At 69.2% G+C, this 23,736-nt stretch carries 25 protein-coding genes and 1 tRNA gene; 14 read left to right on the top strand and 12 right to left on the bottom strand.

Annotated features, from left to right (window positions below; translation table 11 throughout):
* Positions 1–19 precede the first annotated feature (19 nt).
* A complete protein-coding gene (locus ACTIFS_RS03215; protein ID WP_439573032.1) occupies positions 20–757 on the bottom strand; it encodes an IclR family transcriptional regulator domain-containing protein in 738 nt (245 codons plus the stop codon).
* Between the two features lie 167 nt (positions 758–924).
* Between ACTIFS_RS03215 and ACTIFS_RS03210 the strand changes: the two genes are divergently transcribed.
* Positions 925–1,788: a type 1 glutamine amidotransferase gene (locus tag ACTIFS_RS03210; RefSeq protein WP_439572600.1), complete on the top strand. Its 864-nt coding sequence runs from the start codon at positions 925–927 to the stop codon at positions 1,786–1,788.
* Positions 1,789–1,886: 98 nt separating this feature from the next.
* Here ACTIFS_RS03210 and ACTIFS_RS03205 read toward each other — a convergent pair whose 3' ends face one another.
* The 4 genes from ACTIFS_RS03205 to copM form a co-directional block, all read right to left on the bottom strand.
* Positions 1,887–2,012: a hypothetical protein gene (locus ACTIFS_RS03205; protein WP_439572599.1), complete on the bottom strand. Its 126-nt coding sequence runs from the start codon at positions 2,010–2,012 to the stop codon at positions 1,887–1,889.
* A 110-nt stretch (positions 2,013–2,122) separates the two neighbouring features.
* A tRNA-Thr gene (locus tag ACTIFS_RS03200) sits at positions 2,123–2,198 on the bottom strand.
* Positions 2,199–2,261: 63 nt separating this feature from the next.
* Complete coding sequence (locus ACTIFS_RS03195) at positions 2,262–2,903, bottom strand: protocatechuate 3,4-dioxygenase (protein WP_439572598.1); 642 nt, start codon at positions 2,901–2,903, stop codon at positions 2,262–2,264.
* Between the two features lie 16 nt (positions 2,904–2,919).
* Positions 2,920–3,369, bottom strand: a complete 450-nt coding sequence (copM, locus tag ACTIFS_RS03190; RefSeq protein ID WP_439572597.1) for a CopM family metallochaperone — start codon at positions 3,367–3,369, stop codon at positions 2,920–2,922.
* Between the two features lie 181 nt (positions 3,370–3,550).
* On the opposite strand from copM, the gene msrA reads away from it, so the two are divergent.
* From msrA to ACTIFS_RS03160, 6 genes are all read left to right on the top strand, one after another.
* Positions 3,551–4,204 (top strand): peptide-methionine (S)-S-oxide reductase MsrA, encoded by a 654-nt coding sequence (msrA, locus tag ACTIFS_RS03185; RefSeq protein ID WP_439572596.1) that lies wholly within the window; start codon positions 3,551–3,553, stop codon positions 4,202–4,204.
* Entirely contained in the window at positions 4,174–4,977 is an 804-nt protein-coding gene (locus ACTIFS_RS03180) for a CHAD domain-containing protein (protein WP_439572595.1), read from the top strand. The genes msrA and ACTIFS_RS03180 overlap by 31 nt, the downstream gene beginning before the upstream one ends.
* Positions 4,974–5,480: a GNAT family N-acetyltransferase gene (locus tag ACTIFS_RS03175; protein ID WP_439572594.1), complete on the top strand. Its 507-nt coding sequence runs from the start codon at positions 4,974–4,976 to the stop codon at positions 5,478–5,480. The genes ACTIFS_RS03180 and ACTIFS_RS03175 overlap by 4 nt, the downstream gene beginning before the upstream one ends.
* A gap of 126 nt (positions 5,481–5,606) precedes the next feature.
* Positions 5,607–5,936 (top strand): phosphoribosyl-ATP diphosphatase, encoded by a 330-nt coding sequence (locus tag ACTIFS_RS03170; protein ID WP_439572593.1) that lies wholly within the window; start codon positions 5,607–5,609, stop codon positions 5,934–5,936.
* Positions 5,937–6,001: 65 nt separating this feature from the next.
* The gene (gene coaA, locus ACTIFS_RS03165; protein ID WP_439573031.1) at positions 6,002–6,997 is read left to right on the top strand and encodes a type I pantothenate kinase; all 996 of its coding nucleotides are present in this window, start codon (positions 6,002–6,004) and stop codon (positions 6,995–6,997) included.
* Between the two features lie 746 nt (positions 6,998–7,743).
* Positions 7,744–8,736 (top strand): toll/interleukin-1 receptor domain-containing protein, encoded by a 993-nt coding sequence (locus ACTIFS_RS03160; protein ID WP_439572592.1) that lies wholly within the window; start codon positions 7,744–7,746, stop codon positions 8,734–8,736.
* Between the two features lie 3 nt (positions 8,737–8,739).
* Here the strand turns inward: ACTIFS_RS03160 and uvrB are convergent, their stop codons facing one another.
* Entirely contained in the window at positions 8,740–11,367 is a 2,628-nt protein-coding gene (gene uvrB / locus ACTIFS_RS03155) for an excinuclease ABC subunit UvrB (RefSeq protein WP_439572591.1), read from the bottom strand.
* 294 nt (positions 11,368–11,661) lie between these two features.
* A complete protein-coding gene (locus ACTIFS_RS03150; protein WP_439572590.1) occupies positions 11,662–12,702 on the bottom strand; it encodes an LLM class flavin-dependent oxidoreductase in 1,041 nt (346 codons plus the stop codon).
* A 407-nt stretch (positions 12,703–13,109) separates the two neighbouring features.
* Between ACTIFS_RS03150 and metC the strand changes: the two genes are divergently transcribed.
* Positions 13,110–14,276, top strand: a complete 1,167-nt coding sequence (gene metC / locus ACTIFS_RS03145) for a cystathionine beta-lyase (RefSeq protein WP_439572589.1) — start codon at positions 13,110–13,112, stop codon at positions 14,274–14,276.
* Positions 14,277–14,554: 278 nt separating this feature from the next.
* Positions 14,555–16,024 carry a pilus assembly protein TadG-related protein gene (locus tag ACTIFS_RS03140; RefSeq protein ID WP_439572588.1) on the top strand — a complete coding sequence of 490 codons (1,470 nt, stop codon included), beginning with the start codon at positions 14,555–14,557 and terminating at the stop codon, positions 16,022–16,024.
* 45 nt (positions 16,025–16,069) lie between these two features.
* On the opposite strand, the gene ACTIFS_RS03135 is transcribed toward ACTIFS_RS03140, so the two are convergent.
* The 3 genes from ACTIFS_RS03135 to ACTIFS_RS03125 form a co-directional block, all read right to left on the bottom strand.
* The gene (locus tag ACTIFS_RS03135; protein ID WP_439572587.1) at positions 16,070–17,050 is read right to left on the bottom strand and encodes a Bug family tripartite tricarboxylate transporter substrate binding protein; all 981 of its coding nucleotides are present in this window, start codon (positions 17,048–17,050) and stop codon (positions 16,070–16,072) included.
* 64 nt (positions 17,051–17,114) lie between these two features.
* The gene (locus tag ACTIFS_RS03130) at positions 17,115–17,573 is read right to left on the bottom strand and encodes a DUF3237 domain-containing protein (RefSeq protein WP_439572586.1); all 459 of its coding nucleotides are present in this window, start codon (positions 17,571–17,573) and stop codon (positions 17,115–17,117) included.
* 164 nt (positions 17,574–17,737) lie between these two features.
* Complete coding sequence (locus ACTIFS_RS03125) at positions 17,738–18,496, bottom strand: hypothetical protein (protein WP_439572585.1); 759 nt, start codon at positions 18,494–18,496, stop codon at positions 17,738–17,740.
* A 267-nt stretch (positions 18,497–18,763) separates the two neighbouring features.
* Here ACTIFS_RS03125 and aat point away from each other — a divergent pair, with 267 nt between their 5' ends.
* From aat to ACTIFS_RS03100, 5 genes are all read left to right on the top strand, one after another.
* Complete coding sequence (gene aat / locus ACTIFS_RS03120) at positions 18,764–19,444, top strand: leucyl/phenylalanyl-tRNA--protein transferase (RefSeq protein WP_439572584.1); 681 nt, start codon at positions 18,764–18,766, stop codon at positions 19,442–19,444.
* Positions 19,441–19,944 (top strand): GNAT family N-acetyltransferase, encoded by a 504-nt coding sequence (locus tag ACTIFS_RS03115; protein ID WP_439572583.1) that lies wholly within the window; start codon positions 19,441–19,443, stop codon positions 19,942–19,944. The genes aat and ACTIFS_RS03115 overlap by 4 nt, the downstream gene beginning before the upstream one ends.
* The gene (locus ACTIFS_RS03110; RefSeq protein WP_439572582.1) at positions 19,944–20,663 is read left to right on the top strand and encodes an AzlC family ABC transporter permease; all 720 of its coding nucleotides are present in this window, start codon (positions 19,944–19,946) and stop codon (positions 20,661–20,663) included. The genes ACTIFS_RS03115 and ACTIFS_RS03110 overlap by 1 nt, the downstream gene beginning before the upstream one ends.
* Positions 20,650–20,964: an AzlD family protein gene (locus tag ACTIFS_RS03105; RefSeq protein ID WP_439572581.1), complete on the top strand. Its 315-nt coding sequence runs from the start codon at positions 20,650–20,652 to the stop codon at positions 20,962–20,964. The genes ACTIFS_RS03110 and ACTIFS_RS03105 overlap by 14 nt, the downstream gene beginning before the upstream one ends.
* An 85-nt stretch (positions 20,965–21,049) precedes the next feature.
* A complete protein-coding gene (locus ACTIFS_RS03100; protein ID WP_439572580.1) occupies positions 21,050–21,445 on the top strand; it encodes a hypothetical protein in 396 nt (131 codons plus the stop codon).
* A gap of 3 nt (positions 21,446–21,448) precedes the next feature.
* Here the strand turns inward: ACTIFS_RS03100 and hisG are convergent, their stop codons facing one another.
* Positions 21,449–22,417, bottom strand: a complete 969-nt coding sequence (gene hisG / locus ACTIFS_RS03095) for an ATP phosphoribosyltransferase (RefSeq protein ID WP_439572579.1) — start codon at positions 22,415–22,417, stop codon at positions 21,449–21,451.
* Positions 22,414–23,553 carry an ATP phosphoribosyltransferase regulatory subunit gene (locus tag ACTIFS_RS03090; RefSeq protein WP_439572578.1) on the bottom strand — a complete coding sequence of 380 codons (1,140 nt, stop codon included), beginning with the start codon at positions 23,551–23,553 and terminating at the stop codon, positions 22,414–22,416. Before ACTIFS_RS03090 ends, hisG begins: the two co-directional genes overlap by 4 nt.
* Between the last annotated feature and the right edge of the window lie 183 nt (positions 23,554–23,736).

Below are 23,736 nucleotides of genomic sequence, written 5' to 3'. Positions count from 1 at the left end.
CTCTCCCCGCCCACAGGCATCACCCCAGAATGCGCGAGAGATCGGCCTGCGCCTCGCGCAGCCGCGGCAGGATGTCGGAAACCAGCGCCGTTGGCGGGAAGCGGCTGGCATGGGTGCCGACATTGATGGCGGCCAGCGTGCGCCCGGTCCGGTCCACGACCGGCACGGCGATGGAGACGAGGCCAATCTCCAGTTCCTGGTCGATCACCGCATGGCCATCCCTGCGCACGGCCGCCAGGCAGGCCATCAGGCGGTCCGGGTCGGTGATGGTGCGGGCTGTCAGCGCACGGCGCGGCGACGCCTCGATGCGCCGGCGCGCCTCCGTCTCATCGAGCCCGGCGAGCAGGACGCGCCCCATGGAGGTGCAGGAGGCCGGCAGGCGCACGCCGACTGACAGGCCGACCGACATGATCCGGCGGGTGGCGGCACGCGCCACATAGACGATGTCCGTGCCGTCGAGGATCGAGGCGGAGGCGCTCTCGCCGATGGCTTCCGACAATCGCTCCAGCGCGCTCTGAAGGATGGCGGTGAGCGGGGTCGACGAGAGGTAGGCGTAGCCGAGCCTGAGCACCCGCGGGGTCAGCGCGAACAGCCGTCCGTCGGTCTCGGCATAGCCAAGCCGGTGCAGCGTGATCAGGCAACGACGCGCGGTGGCGCGGGTCAGGCCGGTCAGCCGCGCGACGTCTGCGATCGACAGGCGCTGGCGCCCGGCATCGAAGCAGGCGATGACGGCGAGGCCCTTCTCGAGCCCGAGCATGTGGTCCCGGTCGATCTGCCGGAATGGCGGGGAAGGCGTATCCACGGCAGCCTCCGTGCGGTCATCGCACATGTGCCGTGAAACATGCAGGGCCGCAACGCCTTTCAGACGTTGCGCCGGCCCCCATGCCATGCGAAGAGCCGGCCGCCCCGCTCCGGACCACCGCCATGCCGCTCCGCCTGCTCGTCGTCGAAGGCAACACCGCTGCCGATCGCGCCCGCCATGCGGTGAACCGCGGCGCCACCCCCTCGCAGGCCTATGCCGCGGTGCTGCGCGACCTCGCGGCCGATGCCGACGTCGATCTCTGCTTTCCGGCCGACCCGGGCGCCAGTCTCCCGGATTCGGGCGGGCTTGAGGGCTATGATGGCGTGGTGCTGACCGGCTCGTCGCTCAATCTCTACGACATGAGCCCGGAGATTCTCGCCCAGATCGACCTCGCCCGGCAGGTCTATGCCTCCGGAGTGCCAGCCTTCGGCTCCTGCTGGGGCCTGCAGGTGCTGACCGCTGCGGCCGGTGGGGTGGTGCGGCGCAATCCGAAGGGTCGCGAGATGGGCTTTGCCCGCCGCATCGTGCTGTCGGATGCCGGCCGCGCCCATCCGATGATGGCCGGACGCCCCTTCGCCTTCGACGCGCCGGCGATCCACCAGGACGAGGTGGAGACCATGGCGCCCGGCACCACGCTGCTCGCTTCCAACGGCATGAGCGAGGTGCAGGCGGTGGAAATCCGGTCAGGCCGCTCGGTCGCCTGGGCGGTCCAGTATCACCCGGAATTCTCGTTCGGCGAGGTGGCCGATATCGGCATCTCCATCGCCGACCGGCTGATCAGCGAGGGTTTCTTCACTGAGCTGGAAGAGGTCAGCCGCTGGCACGCCGATCTCGTCGCCCTCGACACCGATCCGGGCAACCGGCCGGTCGCCTGGCGCCTTGGCTTCGATGCCGAGCTGACGGACGCATCCCGGCGGCAGCGGGAGATCGCCAACTGGATCGCTGTGATGGCACGGCCCCACGCCGCAAGGAGCGGGCGCGGCTAAACCAAACCCTTTTCCAGGACTGGCGCAGCCGATCGCGGACAATCGTGGCGTCAGGTGAAAGGCGATAGGCGGGGCCCGCGAGGGCGGTTGCCCCTGGGTCAGCCGGCCAGCGAGGCAATGACGATGGCCAGCGGCATGAGAAGGCTGGCGGCCAGCATGAGAGCGGCCGACACCCGGTCCGGCAGGGGACGAACGCGATGGGTCAGACTGATGCGTCGGGACATGACATCCTCCTCGCTGGAACACGGCTCCGGTCTGGATCACCGATGCCGGCCTGAGCGCAGGGAGAACGCGGCGGGCGGCCGCGGGTTCCGGGATGGTCAGGAAGGATGGCTGGTGCCGCGGAAGGGATTCGAACCCCCGACCCCATCATTACGAATGATGTGCTCTACCAGCTGAGCTACCGCGGCAATCGCGCGCCTCATAGCGCCGCCGGCCGGGCTTTGCAACCGCCTCGCCGCAGCGGACAGGCTTCACCCCAGAACGAGGTCGAAAACGAAGCGCGGCATCAGGCCCTGTTCCGGCCGGGCGGTGAGCGCCGCGCGCGCCGTATCGCTGGCAAGCGACCGGTAGAGCCCGTCGCGCGCATTCATGGCCTCGCCGGGGAAATACATCTGGGTCACCAGTTCGCCCCGGCCGGCACCCAGAACCCGGAAGTGGATATGCGGCGTGCGCGCCCAGGAGCCCGAGCCGTAGAAGCGCGGCCGGATGGTGCGGAACAGCCAACGGCCCGCATTGTCCGACCGCACGGCGCCGAAGCCCTGGAAGTTCGGGTCGGCCCCGCCGGACGGGTCGCGGGGATGGTGATAACGGCCGGCGGCATCGGCCTGCCAGATCTCGACCGTCGCGCCGGCCAGCGGGCCCGTGCGCAGGCCGAGCACGCGGCCGGTCACCTCGATCACTTCGCCCTCGGCACGCCGCTGCCGCCCGGCGACCTGGGTGAGGTCCATGTCGCTGTCGGCCGGGCGGGCCACCGGGTAATAGGGCCCGCGGGTCTGACGGGGCGTGGCCGCTTGCTGGGCGATCAGCGGGTTGAGACCGATCAGCAGGGCCGGCGCGGCCAGAAGGGCCCTTCTGGGCAAGAGGAGGCTGCCTCCCAGGCGCCTGTCGTTCATGGGGCTGCGCTCCGTTTCAATGGCCATTGCGGCGCAGCCAGTCGCGCATCTCGGCAATCTCGCGCTCCTGTTCGCGGATGATGTCGGCGGCCCATTTGCGCACCTGTTCATCCCGTCCGTGCTCCAGGACCACCCTGGCCATGTCGATGGCACCCTGGTGGTGCGGGATCATGCCGCGAACGAAATCGGCATCGGCATGGCCGGTGAAGGCAATGTCCATGTCGCGATGCATGCGGGCATTGGCGGCCCGGAATGCGGCCACAGCGGGACTTTCCCGGCCGGCGACAGGGGCAGCCTGTCCGGTATGCCGGCCATGGTTGCCGTGAGCGCCGTGGCCTGGCGATGCCTGCGCCACCCGCGGTCCAACGCCCTGGTCGTGGTGGTGCGACAGGGCCGGGGCCGGAGCCCCAGCGAGACAGGTCGCGGCGAGACAGGCGGCGGCAAGAGAGACACGAGAGGCGAACATACAGTGCTCCTGGGCAAGTCTTTGCGTTTGAACGAACCGGGGGCTTCCGGATTGTGGTCCGGGCGGCATGGCAGGTCCATGACCGCTGGGCCAGCCTCACGCAGCTGTGTTGGTCCGCTGCCGGAGACGGGGTAACGTATCCGTCACGCGATGCGTATCTCGGGCATCACGGAGGTTCCCCATGTTCATGTTCCGCAAGAAGCTTGCCCTGCCCTCGCCCGCCGAGGCCCTGCCAGGCCGCGCCAGCGCGATCCCCACGGCGAGCCGGCACTTCGTCAACGGCCGCCCGCTGAAGGGCCCCTGGCCGGAGGGTCACGAGACGCTGATCCTCGGCCTCGGCTGCTTCTGGGGCGCCGAGCGCAAGTTCTGGCAACTGCCCGGCGTGTGGGTAACGGCAGTCGGCTATGCGGCCGGCCTGACCCCCAACCCGACCTATGAGGAGGTCTGCTCGGGCATGACCGGTCACAACGAGGTGGTGCTGGTGGTCTACGATCCGGCCCAGGTCTCGATCGAGGCGGTGCTTAAGACCTTCTGGGAGAGCCATGACCCGACCCAGGGCATGCGCCAGGGCAACGATGCCGGAACCCAGTATCGCTCCGGCATCTATGTGACGGGCGAGGCGCAGCGCGCGGCGGCCGAGGCCTCGAAGGCGGCCTATGGCAAGGCGCTGGCCGCACGGGGCTATGGCGCGATCACCACCGAGATCCTGGAGGCGCCGGCCTTCTTCTACGCGGAGGACTATCACCAGCAGTACCTGGCGAAGAATCCGCAAGGTTATTGCGGTCTGGGAGGGACCGGCGTGTCGTGCCCCGTCGGCGCGGGCGCGCCCGCGTGAGGCCGATCGGCGAGGCGAAGGATCTGGCGCTCGCCGCCGCCGCCCATGCGCGCGCGGCCGGGCGCCTGATCGGCTCGGGCCGCGACATGGTGCGCGCGGTCCATCTCGCACGCCGGCACATCAAGCGCGCGCGGAGCCTTCTGCGCGCGCTCGCGCCCCTGTCGCGCGAGGCGGTGGCGCGCGAGAACGGCTTCCTGCGCGCCTTCGCCCACCAGCTGGCGCCCCTGCGCGACGCGCATGCGCTGGAGGAGGCGGCCCGGCAGGTGGGACTGGCCGCCCATGGCGGCGCCACGCAGAGCGGCGGCGTCGACCTTACGGCGCTGGGCAAGGCCCTGCAGAGGCAGGCGCGGGTCATCGCGCGCCTCGCGCCCGCGCAAGCCCCCCGGCACTTCCTCGCCATGGCGGTCGCGCGGTCCTACCGCCGCGCCCGGCGCGCCTATGCCCGCTATGAGCTGGACCCGGGCACCGAGCCGCTGCACGAGGCCCGCAAGCGCATCAAGGACTGCCTCCACCTGGTCGAGGCGCTTGCCGACCGCCGGCCGAAGCGCGCGCCGCCCAAGCCCGGCCGGCTGGACGAACTGGGCGAGCAGATGGGCGCGATCCGCGACCTGGACCTGCTCGCTCATCGCCTGCGCCGCAAGGCCGGAAACGAGACCAAGCTGATCCGCATCGCCGCGAGGCAGACGCGGCTGGAGCGGGCCGTGGCGCGCGCGGGCGCGAGGGCCTTTGCCGACAAGCCCTCGGCGGTGGAGAAGGCCTGGCGCGGCGCATGACCGCTGCCGCGCCCGCCTGGCGGCCGATGACCGCCGGAGACCTTGCCGCCGTCAGCCGCATCGCCGCCATCGTCCACCCGCTGTTCCCCGAGGACGACGCGGTCTTCCGTGAGCGCCTGGCGCTGCACCCGGCCGGCTGCCTGGTGCTGGAGGATGCGGCGGGCCCGGCCGGCTATGCCGTGAGCCATCCCTGGCGGGCGGCCGATTTTCCCCCGCTCGACACGCTTCTCGGCGCGATCCCGGACGATTCCAGCGCCTTCTACATCCACGACGTGGCGATCCTTCCCGATGCGCGCGGATCGGGCGCGGCGGGGGCCGTGGCGCGCCGGCTTGTGGCCCATGCCACGGGTCTCGGCCTCACCGCCCTGTCGCTGGTGGCGGTCAACGGCTCGGCGCCGTTCTGGGCCCTCCACGGCTTTGCCGATGCCACCGACGCGGCGCTGGCCGCCCGCCTCGGCGCCTATGGCGCGGATGCCCGGTTCATGACCCGCAGGGCCGGCTGACCCAGCGTCAGCCATACTGCGCTGCGGCATAGGCCCTTTCTCTACCGTGACAGGCGCGCGAAAGTCTGCATCATGCCGCGACTTTCGGGGCCGCCCCCGCGGCCGCCCCGTCACGGGGGCTGTGCCATGCGTTCCTTCACCCTCGCCGACCTGGAGGCGGTCGTCGCCACCCGTGCGGCCGCCGATCCGGCGGAGAGCTACACGGCCAGCCTGATCGCCAGGGGGGCGTCGCACTGCGCCCGCAAGTTCGGCGAGGAGGCGGTGGAAACCGTCATCGCCGCCGTGGAGGGCAACCCGGATGCCCTCGTCGCCGAGAGCGCCGACCTGCTGTTCCACCTCATGGTCGCCTGGAAGGCGCGCGGCGTGACGCTGGCCGCCGTGATGGCCGAGCTCGAGCGCCGCACCGGCCAGTCCGGCCATGCCGAGAAGGCCGGCCGCGCCGGACCCGCTTCATGAACCGGCGCGTGACCCTGCCGAACCCGGCCGCCATCCTCGAGGAAGCCCTGACCAGCGAGGTCGACATGCCGACAGCCATCGCCTCCCCTCATCCGGCCGCCTCCGCCCTCATCGCCGAGGACCGCAACGGCCCCTCGCCCTATCTGGAGTTCTCGCGCGCCGAATGGGCGGCCAAGCGCGCCGACACGCCGATGACGCTCACCCCCGAGGAGGTGACGAAGCTGCGCTCGTTCAACGACCAGCTGTCGATCGAGGAGGTCGAGCAGATCTACCTGCCGATCTCGCGCCTGCTGTCGTTCTACGTCACCGCGCAGCAGCGCCTGTCGCGGGCCAGCCAGATGTTCCTCGGCGCCGAGGACGTGAAGATCCCCTTCATCATCGGGGTGGCGGGCTCGGTTGCGGTCGGCAAGTCGACCACCTCGCGCGTGCTGCAGGCGCTGCTGTCGCGCTGGTCCGGCACGCCGAAGGTGGACCTCGTCACCACCGACGGCTTCCTGCACCCCAACGCCCATCTGGAGCGCGAGGGGCTGATGAAGAAGAAGGGCTTTCCGGAGAGCTACGACACCAAGGCGCTGCTGCGCTTCCTGGCCGACGTGAAGGCCGGCAAGGGGCGGGTGCGGGCGCCGGTCTATTCGCACCTGGTCTATGACGTGGTGCCCGGCGAGGGCGTGGAGGTGGACGGCCCGGACATCCTCATCGTCGAGGGGCTGAACGTGCTGCAGACCGGCCGGCCGCCGCGCGACGGCAAGGCCATCCCCTTCGTCTCGGACTATTTCGACTTCTCCATCTTCATCGACGCGGAGGAAGACGTGCTCGAGCGCTGGTATCTCGACCGCTTCATGCGGCTGCGGGAGACCGCGTTCCGCGATCCGCAGAGCTATTTCCGCCGCTATGCCGAAAAGTCGGATTTCGAGGCGATGAAGACGGCGCTGGCGCTGTGGTACGGCATCAACCTGGTCAACCTGCGCGACAACATCCTGCCGACCCGCCAGCGGGCCAAGCTGATCCTGAAGAAGGCGTCCGACCACCGGATCGAGAGCGTCAGCCTGCGCCGGGTGTGACCGGCGGGGGGTGGCGGCTGACGCGGCCTTTGGTCCGCTCATAGGATTTTTGTCTTGACTGCGGAGCCGATCCGTGGCAGTCTGCGGCCCTTCGATGGAGGGAGCGGGTCATGATGGTGGGCGCGGTGGCAGGCAGGATCGGGAGCGAGGCGGCGGCGCTGGCGGCGACCCTCATCGCCTGGCTCGGCGTGCTGCTGGCGATGATGCTGGCGGCGGGCATCCCCTTCCCCTCTCCCCGGCGGGGAGAGGCAAGGCCAAGGCCGGGTGAGGGGGCAAGGCCGGGTCAGAGAGCAAGGCACTTGTCCGCAGGCTCCCCCTCACCCGATCCGTGGCTGTCGCCCGGATCGGCCTCACCCCGCCGGGGAGAGGCGGGCGGCGGGGCGGCTGGCACAAGACCCCTCTCCCCTCGTGGGAGAGGGTGCCCGCGTCAGCGGGCGGGTGAGGGGGCTGCGGCGGCGAAGGCCCCCTCATCCGGCGCCTGACGGCGCCACCTTCTCCCACGGGGGGAGAAGGAGCGCGACCGCCGAGGTTCGTCATGCCCGGACTCGTGCCGGGCATCCACGACTTCCTTGAGACGGCTGTGCTCAAGTTCTGGATGGCCGGGACAAGCCCGGCCATGAGGCGGAGAAAGACATGCCTTGCATTGGTGAGAATCGCGGCTCGCCCTCTTGATGTCGATTTCCAGCTGACAAGACTTATTGACTTTGCTGCTCAGCAACCGGAAATTGCATCTCGAAGGGCAGCATATGAAGGTGTTCATTAGCTGGAGTGGCGAGCGTAGCGAAAGTCTCGCAAAGAGCCTGCGAGATTGGCTCAAGCTTGTACTTTATTATGTCGAACCGTGGGTCTCTCAGTCAGACATCCAGGCCGGCGAACGCTGGAGCGTTGAAGTCGCGAAGGAGCTCGAAGGAAGCAATTTTGGAATAATATGCATAACAAAGGAAAATATGAATGCACCATGGATCCTTTTTGAGGCGGGGGCACTCGCGAAATCTATGCAAGAAGGTCGCGTAATTCCGCTTTTGCTCGACATTGACTTCAAGGACATATCCGGGCCCCTTGCGCAATTCCAAGCAAAGAAGGCTGATTCTAATGGCATAAATGAAATAATAAATAGTATCAATAAATCATCGCCCTCTCCAGTGCCTGATGCGCAACTAGAGAAGCTCTTTTGGCTTGCACGGCCAGAAATTGACGCTGCAATAAACGCAATTCCCAAGGTCAATTCGCCTGCCAAGATGGTCAGGCCACAAGGTGAAATACTTGAAGAACTTGTATCGGGTATTCGCAGTGTTGAACTTCGACTGAGAGACGTCTCAGAACCCGAGTACAATACACGACGTCGCAAAATGCACCGGCTGACTCCTCGGCTTGTGCTGGATGCAGCCCGATCGATTCAAGGAGAATCAGGCGATCCCGTTGCAATCCTGATGGTATCCAGCCTCTTCCGAGATGAAATTCCATGGTTATATGAACTCGGGGTCGACGCCTATCGAAGCGCGAGGTCTGGAGGTCGACAAGAATACATGAACTCAATACGCAATTTTCGAAAAGCTTTGGAAATAACACTTAGTGGCAACCTTGATGAATTCTGGAACGTTGAAAAGAAAGAAATGTATTATATGCTGAGGGAAGTTCTGGACATGGGAATATTTTACAGTATATCATCTACAAGGAAGAACTCTGGCGCACAGCGCCCCAAGAGAAGCGATGATACTAATACTGGCGAGCAGAAATAGATTCTACCCCCTCCACCCCTTCCCCGGCTTCCCCCCGCCCTTCTTCCGAACCTCCCCGCCCGCCGGCACTTCCCGGTCCGTGCCCGGTCCCATACTATCCAATCCCGGCTTGGCCGCGCGGGACGGCGGCAGGTTGGCGGAGCGCCCATATTTCCGCGGCCCCCGGAAGCCGCCGGTGCGGTCGTCCACCGCCTCCTGCCGCGCCAGGGGATCGTCGGAGATGGCGAGTTCGGTCTCGCGCAGGCGCTTGAGCTCGTCGCGCAGGCGCGCAGCCTCCTCGAAGCGCAGGTCCGCCGCGGCCTCGCGCATGCGCTTTTCGAGGTCGCCGATGACCGCCTGGAGATTGTGGCCGACCGCCGCGCCCTGCCGGGTCAGGCCGGCGTCGACGGTGACGTGGTCCTTCTCGTAAACGCTGTCGAGGATCTGGGCGATCTGCCGCTTGATGGTCTGCGGCGTGATGCCGTTCGCCTCGTTGTAGGCCTGCTGCTTCTCGCGGCGGCGGTTGGTCTCGGCGATGGCGCGCTCCATGGAGCCGGTCATGTTGTCGGCGTAGAGCAGCACGCGGCCGTCGACGTTGCGGGCGGCGCGGCCGATGGTCTGGATGAGCGAGGTTTCCGAGCGCAGGAAGCCCTCCTTGTCGGCGTCGAGGATGGCGACGAGGGCGCATTCGGGAATGTCGAGGCCCTCGCGCAAGAGGTTGATGCCGACGAGGCAGTCGAAGGCGCCGAGGCGCAGGTCGCGCAGGATCTCGATGCGCTCGATGGTGTCGATGTCGGAGTGCATGTAGCGGACGCGCACGCCCTGCTCGTGCAGATATTCGGTGAGGTCCTCGGCCATGCGCTTGGTGAGCACGGTGACGAGGGAGCGGTAGCCGGCGGCGGAGGTGGCCTTGACCTCGCCGATGAGGTCGTCGACCTGGGTGCGCGCCGGGCGGATGATGCAGGGCGGGTCGATGAGGCCGGTGGGGCGGATGACCTGTTCGGAGAAGGTGCCGCCGGTCTGGTTCAGCTCCCAGGGGCCGGGGGTGGCCGAGACGTGGACGGTCTGCGGGCGCATGGCCTCCCATTCCTCGAAACGCAGCGGCCGGTTGTCCATGCAGGAGGGCAGGCGGAATCCGTATTCCGCGAGGGTGGCTTTCCGGCGGAAGTCGCCGCGATACATGGCGCCGATCTGCGGCACGGTGACGTGGCTCTCGTCGACGAAGACCAGGGCGTCGTCGGGGACATATTCGAACAGGGTCGGCGGCGGCTCGCCGGGGCGGCGGCCGGTGAGCCAGCGCGAATAGTTCTCGATGCCGGCGCAGGAGCCGGTGGCCTCCATCATCTCGAGGTCGAAGCGGGTGCGCTGCTCGAGGCGCTGCGCCTCCAGCAGGCGGCCGGCGCGGTTCAGCTCGTCGAGGCGCCAGTTCAGCTCCTCCCTGATGCCGGAAATGGCCTGGACCAGGGTCGGCCGCGGCGTGACGTAGTGCGAGTTCGCGTAGACCTTGACGAAGGCGAGGTCGGCGTTCTTGCTGCCGGTGAGCGGGTCGAACTCGGCGATGCTCTCCACCTCGTCGCCGAAGAGGTTGATGCGCCAGGCGCGGTCCTCCAGGTGGGCCGGGAAGAGCTCGATGGTGTCGCCTCTGACACGGAAGGTGCCGCGGGAGAAGTCCATCTGCGTGCGCTTGTACTGGAGCGCGATGAGGTCGGCGATGAGCTGGCGCTGGTCGAGGCGCTCGCCGACCTTCACGCCGAAGGTCATGGCCGTGTAGGTCTCGACCGAGCCGATGCCGTAGATGCAGGAGACGGAGGCGACGATGATGACGTCGTCGCGCTCGAGCAGGGCGCGCGTCGCCGAGTGGCGCATGCGGTCGATCTGCTCGTTGATGGAGCTTTCCTTCTCGATATAGGTGTCCGAGCGCGGGACATAGGCCTCCGGCTGGTAATAATCGTAGTAGGAGACGAAATATTCGACCGCGTTGTTGGGGAAGAAGCTCTTGAACTCGCCGTAGAGCTGGGCGGCCAGCGTCTTGTTCGGCGCCAGCACGATGGCCGGGCGCTGGGTCTCGGCGATGATCTGGGCGGCGGTGAAGGTCTTGCCCGAACCGGTGACGCCGAGCAGCACCTGGTCGCGCTCGCCGGCGCGGATGCCGGAGACGAGCTCGGCGATGGCGGTGGGCTGGTCGCCGGCGGGCTTGAAGTCGGAGACGATCTCGAAGCGCTTGCCGCCCTCCCACTTCTCCGGGCGCGCCGGCTTGTGCGGCACCCAGGTGCGGCCGTCGACCTCCGGCCGGCCCTCCTGGATCAGCTTCTCCAGCGCCTTGACCGTGGCGGTGACGCCGGAGGCGCCGATCTCGCTCTCGATGTCGAGGGCCTTCGCCTGGTCGACGCCGATGCCGAGGCGGTGGGCGAGGGCCTTGTCGGCCAGGGTCGCCTCAGCCGCGAAGGCGGCCTGCGGCGCTTCCGCGAAGCCGCCGGTGGGGCCCGTGCCCGAGCCGACGCCGGCGGTGCCGCGGTTGATGGCGGGGTTGAGCAGGTCGGCCAGCGCCGGGCCGAGCGGCTGCAGCTCCGGCCGGGAGGCTTTCGATTTCGGCGCGCGGGCGGGCCTGGCTGACGCGGGTTTCCCGGCGGGCGGCTTGGTGGCTTTCGGCATGGCCGCAATATGGGCCGCGTGCGGGCCGGTGGAAAGATGCGCGGCCAGCCTGCCGCCATGCTGCTGACAAGGGGCGGGATGCGCCTGATGGAAAGTCCCCACCCTCACCCTCCCCGCTGCGCGGAGAGGGGGACTACGGCGTCACAGGTCGTTCTGATGGGTGGTGCCTGGCTCAACCGCTGTCAGGGCCGCTCGCGGCGGAAGTCCCCCTCTCCGCGCAGCGGGGAGGGTGCGGGTGGGGACCTTTCGGAGCCCCGGCGTTTTCGCAGCAATGGTCCTTCCGCCACTCCCGCCTCAGCCGCCCTGCGCCACCATGTCCCTGACCATGGGAGCGACCTTCTCCCCGTAAAGCCGGATGCAACTCAGCAGCTTCGCGTGGGGCAGCGGGCCGGCGCTGTATTTCAGCTGGAAGCGGCTCGCCCCCAGCGCCGTCACCGTGGCGGCGATCTTGCGCGCCACCGTCTCCGGCGAGCCGACATAGAGCGAGCCCTGGTCGATCTCGCGGTCGAACTCGGCGCGCTGCATGGGCGGCCAGCCGCGCTCGGCGCCGATCCGGTCGCGCATGCGCTTGTAGTCGGCGAAGAAGTCCTCGCGCGCCTGAGCATCCGTCTCGCCGACATAGCCCGGCGAATGCACGCCGACCGGCTGTTCCGGCTTCCCGAACTCGGCCAAAGCCCGCCGGTAGAGGCTGGAAAAGGCGCGGAAGCGGCCCGGCTCGCCGCCGATGATGGCGAGCATCAGCGGCAGGCCGTAGCTGGCCGCGCGCACCACCGATTCCGGCGTGCCGCCGACGCCGATCCAGGTCTTCAGCCGGCCGGATTCGACCGGCGGGAACACGGACTGGCTGGCGAGTGGCGGCCGGATCGAGCCTTCCCAGGTGACCGGGCCGCCGGCGATGAGCGCGGCGAACAGGTCCAGCTTCTCGGCGAACAGCAGTTCGTACTGCTTCAGGTCGAAGCCGAACAGCGGGAAGGACTCGGTGAAGGAGCCACGGCCGAGAATGACCTCGGCGCGGCCTTTCGAGACCGCGTCGAGGGTCGCAAAGCGCTGGAACACGCGGATCGGGTCGTCGGAGGAGAGCACGGTGACCGCCGAGCCGAGGCGGATGCGCGTCGTCCGCGCGGCAATGGCGGCAAGCGCCACGTCCGGCGAGGAGATGGCGAAATCCGCGCGATGGTGCTCGCCGAGGCCGATGAAGTCGAGACCCAGTTCGTCGGCCAGTACACCCTGCTCGACCACCTCGCGGATGACTTGGGCATGCGGCTGCGGCGTGCCGGCGGCATCGGCCGTCACGTCGCCGAATGTGTCGAGGCCGAGTTCGATGGGCTGGCTCATGAGGGCTCCGCTGGCGGCGCGTGGCTGGCCGCCGAGACCTAGACGGGCCGTGGCGGGCTGGCAACGCCGCGCGGACGGGACGCGGTTTGCAGTCCTGCAATCACGGTCCTGCGCGGTGGTCCGGAATGGCCCCACCCGCACCCTCCCCGCGCTGCGCGCGGAGAGGGGGACTACCGCGTCGCGTTTCACCGGCAACGGTTGGGCCAGGCACCGGGGTTGCCGGGAGGACGGGTCGTCAAAGTCCCCCTCTCCGCGCAGCGGGGAGGGTGTGGGTGGGGCATACCGGGCCTGCCACCCGTTCCGGCAAGCCATAAGGCCAGCGCATGAAGCCATGCGGCGGCGTCAGTGGCCTTTCGCCCGCGCGATGAGCCAGATGCGCAAGAGCGATCTTCACCTGAGGCAAACCCATGCGCGATGCCACCCGCTGCGTCCACCATCCCGCCATCTCCGAGGAGGGCTATGCCAGCCTGGCGGTGCCGACCCACCGCGCCTCGACCATCGTCTATCCGGATGCGGCAAGCTTCCTCGCCCGCCACGGGCGCGGGCCGGACGGCTACAGCTACGGCCTGTCCGGCACGCCGACGACCCGCAGGCTGGAGGCCCAATTGACCGCGCTGCACGGCGGTGCGCGCACGCTTCTGGTGCCCTCCGGACAGGCGGCGGCGAGCCTGCCGATGCTGGCGCTGCTGAAGCCCGGCGACAGCGTGCTGATCCCCGATTCGGTCTATCCGCCGGTGCGCGCCTTCTGCCGCGACGTGCTCGGCCCGCTCGGCATCGGCTGGCGCGCCTATGATCCGCTGGTGGGCGCCGCCATGGCCGGGCTGATCGACGACACAGTCCGGCTGATCTGGATGGAATCGCCAGGCTCTGGGACCATGGAGGTGCAGGACGTGCCGGCCATCGTCGCGGCGGCGAAGGCGCGCGGCGTGCTGACCGGCTGCGACAACACCTGGGCCACGGCGCTCAACTTCAAGCCGCTCGCCCATGGCGTCGATATCGTCGCCGAGGCGCTGACCAAATATGCCGGCGGCCATTCCGACCTGCTGATGGGCGCCGTCACGGTGGCCGACATCGCCCTGCGCGACCGCATCAAGGCCCTGCTCGGGGCGCTCGGCATCGGCGTCTCGCCGGACGAGGCGGCGCTGGCGCTGCGCGGGCTGGAGACCATGGCCGTGCGGCTCGCCCATGCCGGACGGGTTGCGGCGGATTTCGCGCGCCGCCTGCAGGACCATCCGGCGGTCGAGCGTGTGCTGCACCCGGCCCTGCCCTCCTGTCCCGGCCATAGCCACTGGACGCGCGACTTTGCCGGCGTCTCCGGCCTGTTCTCGGTGCTCATGAAGCCCGGAACGGCGGAGCACACCGGCACGGCGCTGGACCGCCTGAAGGTTTTTGCCATCGGCGCCTCCTGGGGCGGGACGCGCAGCCTCGTCGCGCCCATGGCGGTGGCCGGCGACCGGACGGCCGCTCCGTGGACCCATGAGGGCGCGCTCCTGCGCATCAGCATCGGGCTGGAGGATGCGGACGACCTGTGGGCCGATCTCGCAGGCATGATCGACGGTTTTGTCGGACGATGACCGCAGTCCCTGCCTGAACGATCCGGCAACCATGACGACGGCTTGTTCGGCCTGGACCAGCCCCGTTTAAGGCTCCGACCCCTATTTCAGTACCATTTTAGCGGTTCGTTCACGGCTGGCCTGCATGAAATTCGCTCAACAACGGAGCGTCAACAATGCGGCTGCAGCAAAATCGCCCAGATTCCGGCCTGACCCGATTTCGGCAGGTCCCCGGACCCCTGGCGCGTCTGCGCGGGGCTGCGGGCGGGTTCGCGCGCTCCCGCGACGGGGCAACGGCGGTGATGTTCGCGCTGGCGATCATTCCGGTGCTCGGCATGGTGGGCGCGGCCGTCGACTATTCGCAGGCCTCCCGCCAGAAGGCGAAGCTGCAGGGCGCGCTGGACTCGGCGACGCTTGCCGCAACCCGCGACCTGACCGCCAATTCCTCGCCCGAGCAGATCAAGGCGGCGATTGCCAAGACGCTGGCGGCCCATCTGAATTCCACCACCGGCCTGACGCTCAACGTCACCTATGACCAGAACCAGCGACGCGTGCTGGCCACCGCCTCGCAGCCGCAGAAGACCTATATCCTGCCGGTGATCGGCATCTCCCAGATCCCGGTCGGCGCCACCTCGCACTCGCAGCTCGGCCGACCCTATGTCGAGGTGGCGCTGGTGCTCGACAATTCCGGCTCCATGGCCGGCCAGCGGATCGAGGCGGTGCGCACCTCGGCGCAGAACCTGACCACCAAGGTCCTCGACATGGCCTATATCCAGGGCGACACGCGCGTTGCGCTGGTGCCGTTCTCGGGCATGGTCAATATCGGTGCCGGCAATGCCAACCAGGCGTGGATGGACACGCTCGGGCTCTCCCCCATCCATTCGGAAAACTTCTCGCCGGCCGGCAACCGGTTCACCCTCTATTCCCTGATGAGGAACGTCTCCTGGGGCGGCTGCGTGGAGGCCCGCCCCCAGCCGCATGACGTGACCGACAGCACGCCGACGGTCGCCAATCCCGCTACGCTGTTCGTGCCCGGCTTCGCGCCCGACGAACCGGACGACAACAACAGTTTCTACAACGACTATCTGTCCGACACGGGCGGCCTGTGCCTTTCGCTCGGCAAGAACGCACCGCTGAGCGAGCGCCAGCGCCGCATCTGCAAATATACCGGCGCCAATCCCGACCAGTCTCTGGCCAACGGCACGCGGCGCGGCCCGAACCAGATGTGCGATTCCCGCCCCATCGTGCCGCTGACGTCTAACAGGGGCACGCTGACCTCGAACATCACCGCCATGACCGCCTATGGCGGCACCAATATCCACGAGGGCGTGATGTGGGGATGGCGGGTGCTGTCGCCTGGCGCGCCCTTCACCGAGGGCCGGCCCTACGAGGACCTGGAGAACCGCAAGGTCATCGTGCTGATGACCGATGGCTCGAACGACCATATCGGCCTGAACAACATGAACAACTCGTTCTATTCCGCCTATGGCTATTCAGTGGCCGGCCGGCTTGGAACGACCTCCTCCACCAAGGCCCAGCTGATCGCCAAGATGAACGAGCGCACGCTTCTCGCCTGCACCAATGCCAAGGCCGCCGGCATGACCATCTACACGGTCGCCTGGTTCGTCCAGGACCAGACCACGCGCGACCTGCTGGCCCAGTGCGCCTCGCGGGCCGACATGGCCATCGTGGCGGATTCGCTGGAGGCGCTGAACCAGGCGTTCAACCATATTGCCGGCTCGATCAGCCGGCTCAGGCTGGTCAACTGACCGGGGCGGGGGACAAGCCCGCCGCCCCGGCCGGGACCCCTCCCGTCAGTTGCTGATGCGGATGCCGGCGCGCTCGATGACCGGCTTCCAGCGGTCGCGCTCGCGGGCGACCATGGCGCGAACCTCTTCGAGGCTCGACCCGACCTCCTCGAAGCCGGCGCCGCGGAGGCGCTGCAGCGCGTCCGGATCGCGCATGGCCGCGACCGCTGCGCGGTTGAGCTCGGCGACCAGCGGAGCAGGCGTCGCCGCGGGCACCATCAGCACGAACCACGAGGCCATGGCGAGATCCGGCACGCCGGCCTCGGTCGCCGTCGGCACGTCGGGCAGCATCGTGGCACGGCGCGCACCGGTCTGAACCAGCGCCCGGATGCCGCCGCCCCGCGCCTGCGCGGCGGCCAGCGGGATCGACAGGAAGGCGCCCGCCGTGCGCGCGCCGGCAATGTCGCCGATGCCGTCGGCAACGGCGCGATAGTGGACGGGCTGCATGCGGAAGCCGGCATTCTGGCCGAACAGCTCGGCGGCGATATGGCCGGGGCTGGTGACGCCGAACGTGCCCAGCAGGGTGCGCTCGGCCTGCTTCGCCTGTGCGATGAAGGCGGCCATGGTGGCAGGGCCGCTGGCCGGGACGACGAAGGCGAAATTGGTGCGCGCGACCTCGGAGACATAGGTAAAGTCGCGGGCGGGATCATAGGGCAGCGAGACGAAGGCGAAGGGCGCGATCGCCACCGACCCGACCTCGCCGAGCAGCAGCGTGGTCCCGTCAGCGGGCGCCCGGGCGGCCCGGCCGGAGGCGACCTGCCCGCCGGCGCCCGGCACGTTCTCCACGACGATCGAGACATTGGCCGTGCGCTGCATGGCATCGGCCAGGATGCGGGCCAGCGTGTCGGGCGCCGTGCCGCCGGCAAAGCCGACCATCAGGGTGATCGGCCGGCTGGGCAGGCCCTGCGCCAGCGCGGGCGCGCCGCACAGGCCCATGGCGAAGCTGGCGGCCAGTGCCGCCAGGGGTAGGCGTCGCGAGATTGTCATTGTGGTCAGTCCTCCCGGCGGCATGGGTGTCACCCGGGCTGCCGCTTTGCCCGCTCCCGTCGGCTCACCCCAGTTCGTAGATGTCGAGAAGCACCCGGTCCGGCAGCCGCGTTCCGGCGCAGACGAAGATCGAGCGCATCAGCCAGGCCAGCTCCGGCGCGCCGGTCTCGAAGCGCGGCACGGTGCGGAAATAGATCAGGGCCGGGTCGACCGGCTCGCCGCGCTTCAGGCGGGCGATGAGCTCCGGCGCCCCGCGCCGGATGCCGGTGTTCTCGACATAGACGCGTGCGCCGGCATCGGTCTCGATGACATAGCGGGCGTGGATGTCGGCAAGGCCCTCGTCGCGGATCGACTGGTAGTCGACGCCGCCGGGCAGGATGGTGCCGGTCAGCCGCGGGCCGGTGACGGTGCCGCCGAGAATCGGGATCAGGCGCCGCTCGCCGGCCGGCGTCGGGCCGACCTCGATGGCCGGGGCAACCTCGGCGGCGACCGAGAAGACGGGAACGAGGCTGGGCATGGCCATGGGTGAACCCTCGAAGGCCCGAATGGTGACCTTCCATAATCGTTATTGTCAATAACGATTGGTGTGCCGCCCGGGACGGCGCATGGCCGCGGTCGCATCTCGGGTCCAATTGCCGGACCTCATCCGCCTGGCCTGGCAGCGCCTGGCCTGGCAGCGCTCGGCTATCAGATGTGCCACAGGCCGAGATGGCGCGTGGCGAGAACCACCACGACGGCACCTGCAACGATGGTTCCGAAGAGGGTCGCTGGCGTGAAGAGCGGTGGCCTCGGGTCTCCTGAGGGCGCGCTCGCCGCCTCCAGCCCGGTCGCCGCACCGACCGGCGGGACCGCGCCACGGCGAAGGGTGGTATCGGGGGTGTTGAACGCCCGCCATCGCGTCTCGACCGCCACCAGCAGTTCCGCGCCCTCGGCGCGGGCCTGCTGCGGAAAGATATACAGATCGACACGTTCGCCCTTCGCGCCGAAATGCCCCATCCCGAAGAGATACTGCCTCAGGCGCCGGCCCTGCATCAGCCGGTCGTAGAATTCCCCAGAGATGGTCAAGGCGACCGCGCCGGTGTGAGCGCCCCACACCCTCGGTCTGGCCATCACCACAACGTCCTGCTTCCGAAAGGCCCGGATCTCGCTCCAGGGGATGAGCCGGTCGGTCGCCAGCCGATGGAGCAGGCCCTCGCGCGACAGAACCAGCGTGGGCCTGTCGGGCATTGCGAGGCGATAGAGGCTGAAGGCCAAGAGGCCGATGCCCCAGCCGCCGAAGATGAGTGCGGGAAAGACCATTCCTTCCGGCGGCCAGTCGCCGATCGGCACGGTCAGGGCCAATGCAAGCGCCGTCAACGCCAGGGCCTGGGGGAGGTCCGCTGCAGCACGCCCATGGGTGTACCCATAGGCGCGTGTCCTGCTCTGGTCCGTCACATCCGGGTGCATCGCGTGGTCTCCGGGCACCGCCAGGATCAGGCGAAGCTGGACAGATCGGCGAAGGGCCGAAAGGGGCCTTCGGTGCCGGTCTGGTCCGAGCGGCGCAAGATGCCTGCGCCAGAGTGAAAGCGCCATGGACCCCGATGTGGCATCGAAGACGTGTCCACCGGACTCTGCACGTCACAGTGTCAGCAGCGCGAGCCCTGCGCGAAATCCGGGGTGAAGGTCTGCGGCCTGCGGCTGGCCGGACGCCTGCCCCGGCGCTAGTCTTGCGCGATGAGCCGTCACCTCGACGACCCTGCCGATGCCATCACGCCGGAGGTGCTGCTGCGCGCCTATGCCTGCGGCATCTTTCCCATGTCCGAGAGCGCCGACGATCCCGGCCTCTACTGGGTGGAGCCGCAGCGCCGCGGCATCATCCCGCTCGACCGGCTGGTCGTGTCCTCGCGGCTTGCCCGCACGGTCAGGTCCGGCCGCTACGAGATCCGCTTCGACAGCGATTTCGGCGCCGTGGTCGATGCCTGCGCGGCGCCCGGCGAGGGCCGCGGCACGACCTGGATCAATGCCCGCATCCGCCGGCTCTATGGCGCGCTGTTCCGCATCGGCCATTGCCACACGGTGGAGGCCTGGGAGGACGGTGCGCTGGTCGGCGGGCTCTATGGCGTCAGCCTCGGCGCGGCCTTCTTCGGCGAGAGCATGTTCCACCGCGCGCGGGACGCCTCGAAGGTGGCGCTGGTGCATCTGGTGGCCGGCCTGCTCCAGGGCGGCTACCGCCTGCTCGACACCCAGTTCGTCACCGACCACCTGCGTTCGCTCGGCGCGGTGGAGGTGTCGCGAACCGACTATCGCCGCCTGCTCGACCGGGCGATCGGCGAGCCCGCGCGCTGGCCATCCGCGCCGCTGCTGCCGCAGGACGCCCTGGACCTCGTCCGCAAGGCCTCAGAGACCTCCGCATGACCGCTATCCGTGCCGTGCCTGACATCACCATCCGCCCCGCCCGCGATACAGACGGGCCGGCCATTGCCGCGCTGATCGCCCGGTCCTTTGCCGACTATCCGGGCTGTCTGTTCATCGACGAGGAGTTTCCGGAGCTTGCGGCGCCGGCCAGCCACTATGCCGGACGCGGCGGGCAGTTGTTCGTCGCCGAGCGGGACGGCGCGCTGATCGGGTCGCTGGCGGCGGCCATGACGCCGGTGCCCGGCCTTGCCGAATTGTTCAAGGTCTATGTCGACGGCGCCGCCCGCGGCTCCGGCCTTGCCCAGCGGCTCTACGGCGAGGGCGAGGCGCTGGTGCGCGGGCAGGGCGCGCGCGCCATCGTGCTGTGGAGCGATACGCGCTTCGAGCGCGGCCACCGCTTCTACGAGAAGCTCGGCTTCGTGCGCGAACCGGTGACCCGCTATCTGGCCGATGCCAGTGCCAGCTGGGAATTCTGCTACCGCAAGTCGCTGGCTGCCTGATGCCGCCTGTCACGGCTCCACCCCGCACCCCCGTCACCCTCGCCGGCATGGTCGAGGGCGCGCGCATGACCGTGCCCATGCTGCCCGGCGTGCTGGTCTTCGCGGCGGCGGTCGGCGCGGCCTCGGCGGAGAAGGGGCTGACTCTGGGCCAGGCCGTGCTGATGAGCGCGACCGTCTATGCGGGCGCCTCGCAACTGCTCGCCCTGCAGCTCTGGCCGCAGCATTTCACGCCGGCCGCCATCGCCGCGATGGTGGTGGTGACCATGGCGGTGAACCTGCGATTCGTGCTGATGGGGGCGGCCCTCCAGCCCTGGCTGTCGCGGGCCCCGCAGGGCCCGTCCTGGCTGGGGCTGGCCATGCTCACGGACGCCAATTTCCTGGTCGGCTCGCGCCATCATGCCGGCGGCGGCAACGATGCCGGCGTGTTCGTCGGCGCCGGCCTGTTCATGTGGGTGATCTGGACGCTGGCGACCGTGCCCGGCCACCTCGTCGGCCACATGATGACCGATCCGCGCCGCTTCGCCATCGACATGGTCATGCCCATCGTGTTCACCGCCATGGCGGTCGGCATCTTCCGGCTGCGGCGCGACAGGCTGGCCTGGCCGGTGGCGGCGGCGGTGGCGCTGGCCACGGCGCAGGCCTTCGACGGCTACTGGTTCATCGTCACCGGCGCGCTGGCCGGATCGCTCACGGCGGGGGTGCTGCGTGAGCGCACCTGAAGCGATGCTGCCGCTGGTCGCCATCCTGGCCATGGCGGCGGCAACCTGGCTGGTGCGCATGGCCGGCTACTGGATCATGGGGCGCGTGCCGCTGACGCCTTTCGTGCGCGCCTGCCTCGATGCCCTGCCGGGCACCATCGTGGTCGCCACCATCGTGCCGCTGGCCGCGCGCGGGGGACTGAGCGCCTGGATCGGAATCGCGGTGGCGGCGGGCGCCATGGTCCTGATGAAGCGCGACATCGCCGCGCTCGCCATGGGCCTCGGCGCGGTGGTGGCGGTGCGGGCGCTCGGCCTGCCTTGACGCGGATCAACGCAGAACCCACGTCCAGTCCCTAGGCATCATGGACCCTTGCCGGAGGCTCCCCCTCGCAGAGGACTTGCCAGAGATGACGACGCTCCCCCGTGGCTTCCACCGCATCCGCCTGAACCTTGCCCGCTCGAAGGAGCATCCGGAGGGCTCCAGCCGCCATGGCTACGAGTTCGTGGCGCCGCTGGACAGCGAGGGCCTCATCGACCAGGAGGCGTGGAAGGCCCATCGCGGCGTCTGCAAGGTGCGCCGCTTCTGGGCCGGCGAGGCCGACATGCACGGCCTGCTGGTGCGCAAGGCCGGCGGCGCGCGCGGCGCCACCTGGACCTTCGACTACGACCCCGGGGCCACGGACGACGACGAGGCCGGCTTCCGCTTCGGCGAACACGCCTTCCGGATCGGCGACTATGTCTCGATCCGCGACGAGGACGGCGTCATGCAGACCTTCGTGGTGACCTCCACCGACGCGGTGTGAGGCTCAGGCCAGCGCCGCCTCCAGCCGCTCGAACAGCGGGTTGGTGCGGGCGAAGACATAATCCAGCTCGCTGACGGCGACATTTTCCGCGCCCCTGTCGCGCAGGAAGCGGGCGAGCGCGAAGACCTGTTTCGGCGGGCAGTGCAGGGTGAGCATGCCCGAGGAGGTCGGCCCGCCGAAGGGCGCCTCCACGGCGAAGCGGGCCCTCGCCTCGTCCAGCAACGCGGCATCGGCCGCGGCGAAGCGGGTGCGCACCTCGCGCACCTCGCGGGCGCGCGCCTGCGCGGCGATCCGGTCGAGCATGTCGCGGGCACTGGCGCGGGCGCGCTCCGTCCAGTTCGCCGTGCGCGAGGCGACGAGATGGGCCTCCGATTTCATGATGACGCCGTCGTCGAGCACTTTCAGCGCATTGGCGGCGAGCGTCGCCCCCGTCGTGGTGATGTCGACGATCAGTTCGGCGGCGCCGGCGGCCGGGGCGCCCTCGGTGGCGCCCGCCGATTCGACGATGCGGTAGTCGGCAATGCCGTGGCGGTCGAAGAAGGTGCGGGTGAGGTTCAGATATTTGGTCGCCACCCGCATGCGCGTGCGCTGGCGGGCGCGGAACTGGCTCGCCACGTCGTCGAGATCGGCCATGGTGGAGACGTCGATCCAGGCCTGCGGCACGGCCACCACCACGTCGGCGCGCGAGAAGCCGAGCGGGGTGAGGGAGGCGAGCCGGTCCTCCGGCTCGGGCGTCGCCTCGTGCATCAGGTCAAGGCCGGTGAGGCCGAGATGGACGGAGCCTGCGGCGAGCTCGCTGGCAATGTCGGAGGCCGACAGGAAGGCCACTTCGACATGGTCGAGGCCGGGAATGGTGCCGCGATAGTCGCGCGCGCCGCGGCCCTGCACGGGCTTCAGGCCGGAGCGCTCGAGGAAACCCTGCGCGGAATCCAGGATGCGGCCCTTGGAGGGAATGGCGAAGACGAGGGTCATGCGCGGCCTCCCGCCTCGGCCAGCCGCTCGACCCAGAAGGCGCAGCCGACAGCCGGCACCTTCAGGTCGAGGCCGAGCTTGGCGGTCATCATCTCGGTCAGCCGGTCGTAACGGCCGCCGCCGACCAGCGGCTTGCCGACGCTGCCTGTGGCGTCATGGATCTCGAAGACGAGGCCCGTGTAATAGTCGACGTCGCGGCCGAAGCGGGTCGAGAAGCGCGATGCGCCGAGGTCGATGCCGGACCCGGCCATCAGCGCATTGCGCCGGGCGAGCCGGTCGAGCGCCGCGCCCATGTCGATCCCCGCCTCGCCGGCAATGGCCCGCAGCTCGCTTTCGGCCGATACCGGATCGGTGTCGATGGCCAGCACCTTCTCGACCACCGCCACCTGGTCCGGGTCGAGCGCGCCGGTGCCGAGCGCCGACTGTTCGAGGAAGCGCTCGGCAATGTCGGCGGCCGAACGCCCGCCGACCGTGGTGATGCCGGCGATCGACAGGAGATCGGCGACGAGCGCGCGCGCGGCCTTCGGGTCGGAACCCTCCAGCGCGGTGAGCAGGCCGCGATAGGTCGGCCCGCCATGGGCCGGTTCGGCAAGGCGCTTCAGATCGTCCTCCAGCATGCCGGAGCGGCGGAAATCCTTGGCAAGGCGGCGGCGCCACGCGGCCGGCAGGTCGAGCGCCGCGACCAGCGCCATGAACAGGCCGACATCGCCCATGGCCAGCACCAGCGGGCCGGAGGTGTAGAGCCGTGCGGCCTTCAGGGCGAGCGCGACCACCTCGGTCTCCGCGGCCTCGCGGTCGGCGCGGCCGAGCAGTTCGATGCCGGCCTGGTTGAACTCGCCGGCAAGGCCCGGCCGGTGGCGGAACACCGGGCCGAGATAGGAGCAGGCCGCCGCCTCGCCGGCGCGCGGGCCTTCCAGATGCGCCTTGACCACAGGGATCGTGTAGTCGGGGCGCAGGCACAGCTCGGTGCCGTCGGCATCGGTGGTGAGATAGAGCCGGCGCGCCAGCGCCTCGCCGACAAGGTCGCGAACGAGGTCGGCGGCGATCAGCAGCGGCGGCTCGGTGCGCGCGAAGCCGGCCCCGTCGAGCAGTCCGGCGAGGGCAAGGTCAGTGGCGGTGAGCGCGCGCGCGGTCATGCACGGATTCCGGTTCGGATGACATTCGGCTGAGAGTGACGTCCTGCACTCCGGATATGCGTCCTTCGAGGCTCGCTTCGCTCGCACCTCAGGATGAGGTGGGTTGTACCCTGCATCCGGGCCCGATGGGCTGCATCGGCCCGGCTCCCGCCATGCAAGGCGCCCGGCTCCTCATCCTGAGGT

It is taken from the genome of Phreatobacter sp. (assembly GCF_051860605.1).
GTDB lineage: Bacteria > Pseudomonadota > Alphaproteobacteria > Rhizobiales > Phreatobacteraceae > Phreatobacter.
Note: the sequence above shows the minus strand (reverse complement) of the source record. Positions and strands in the feature narration are given on the sequence as shown.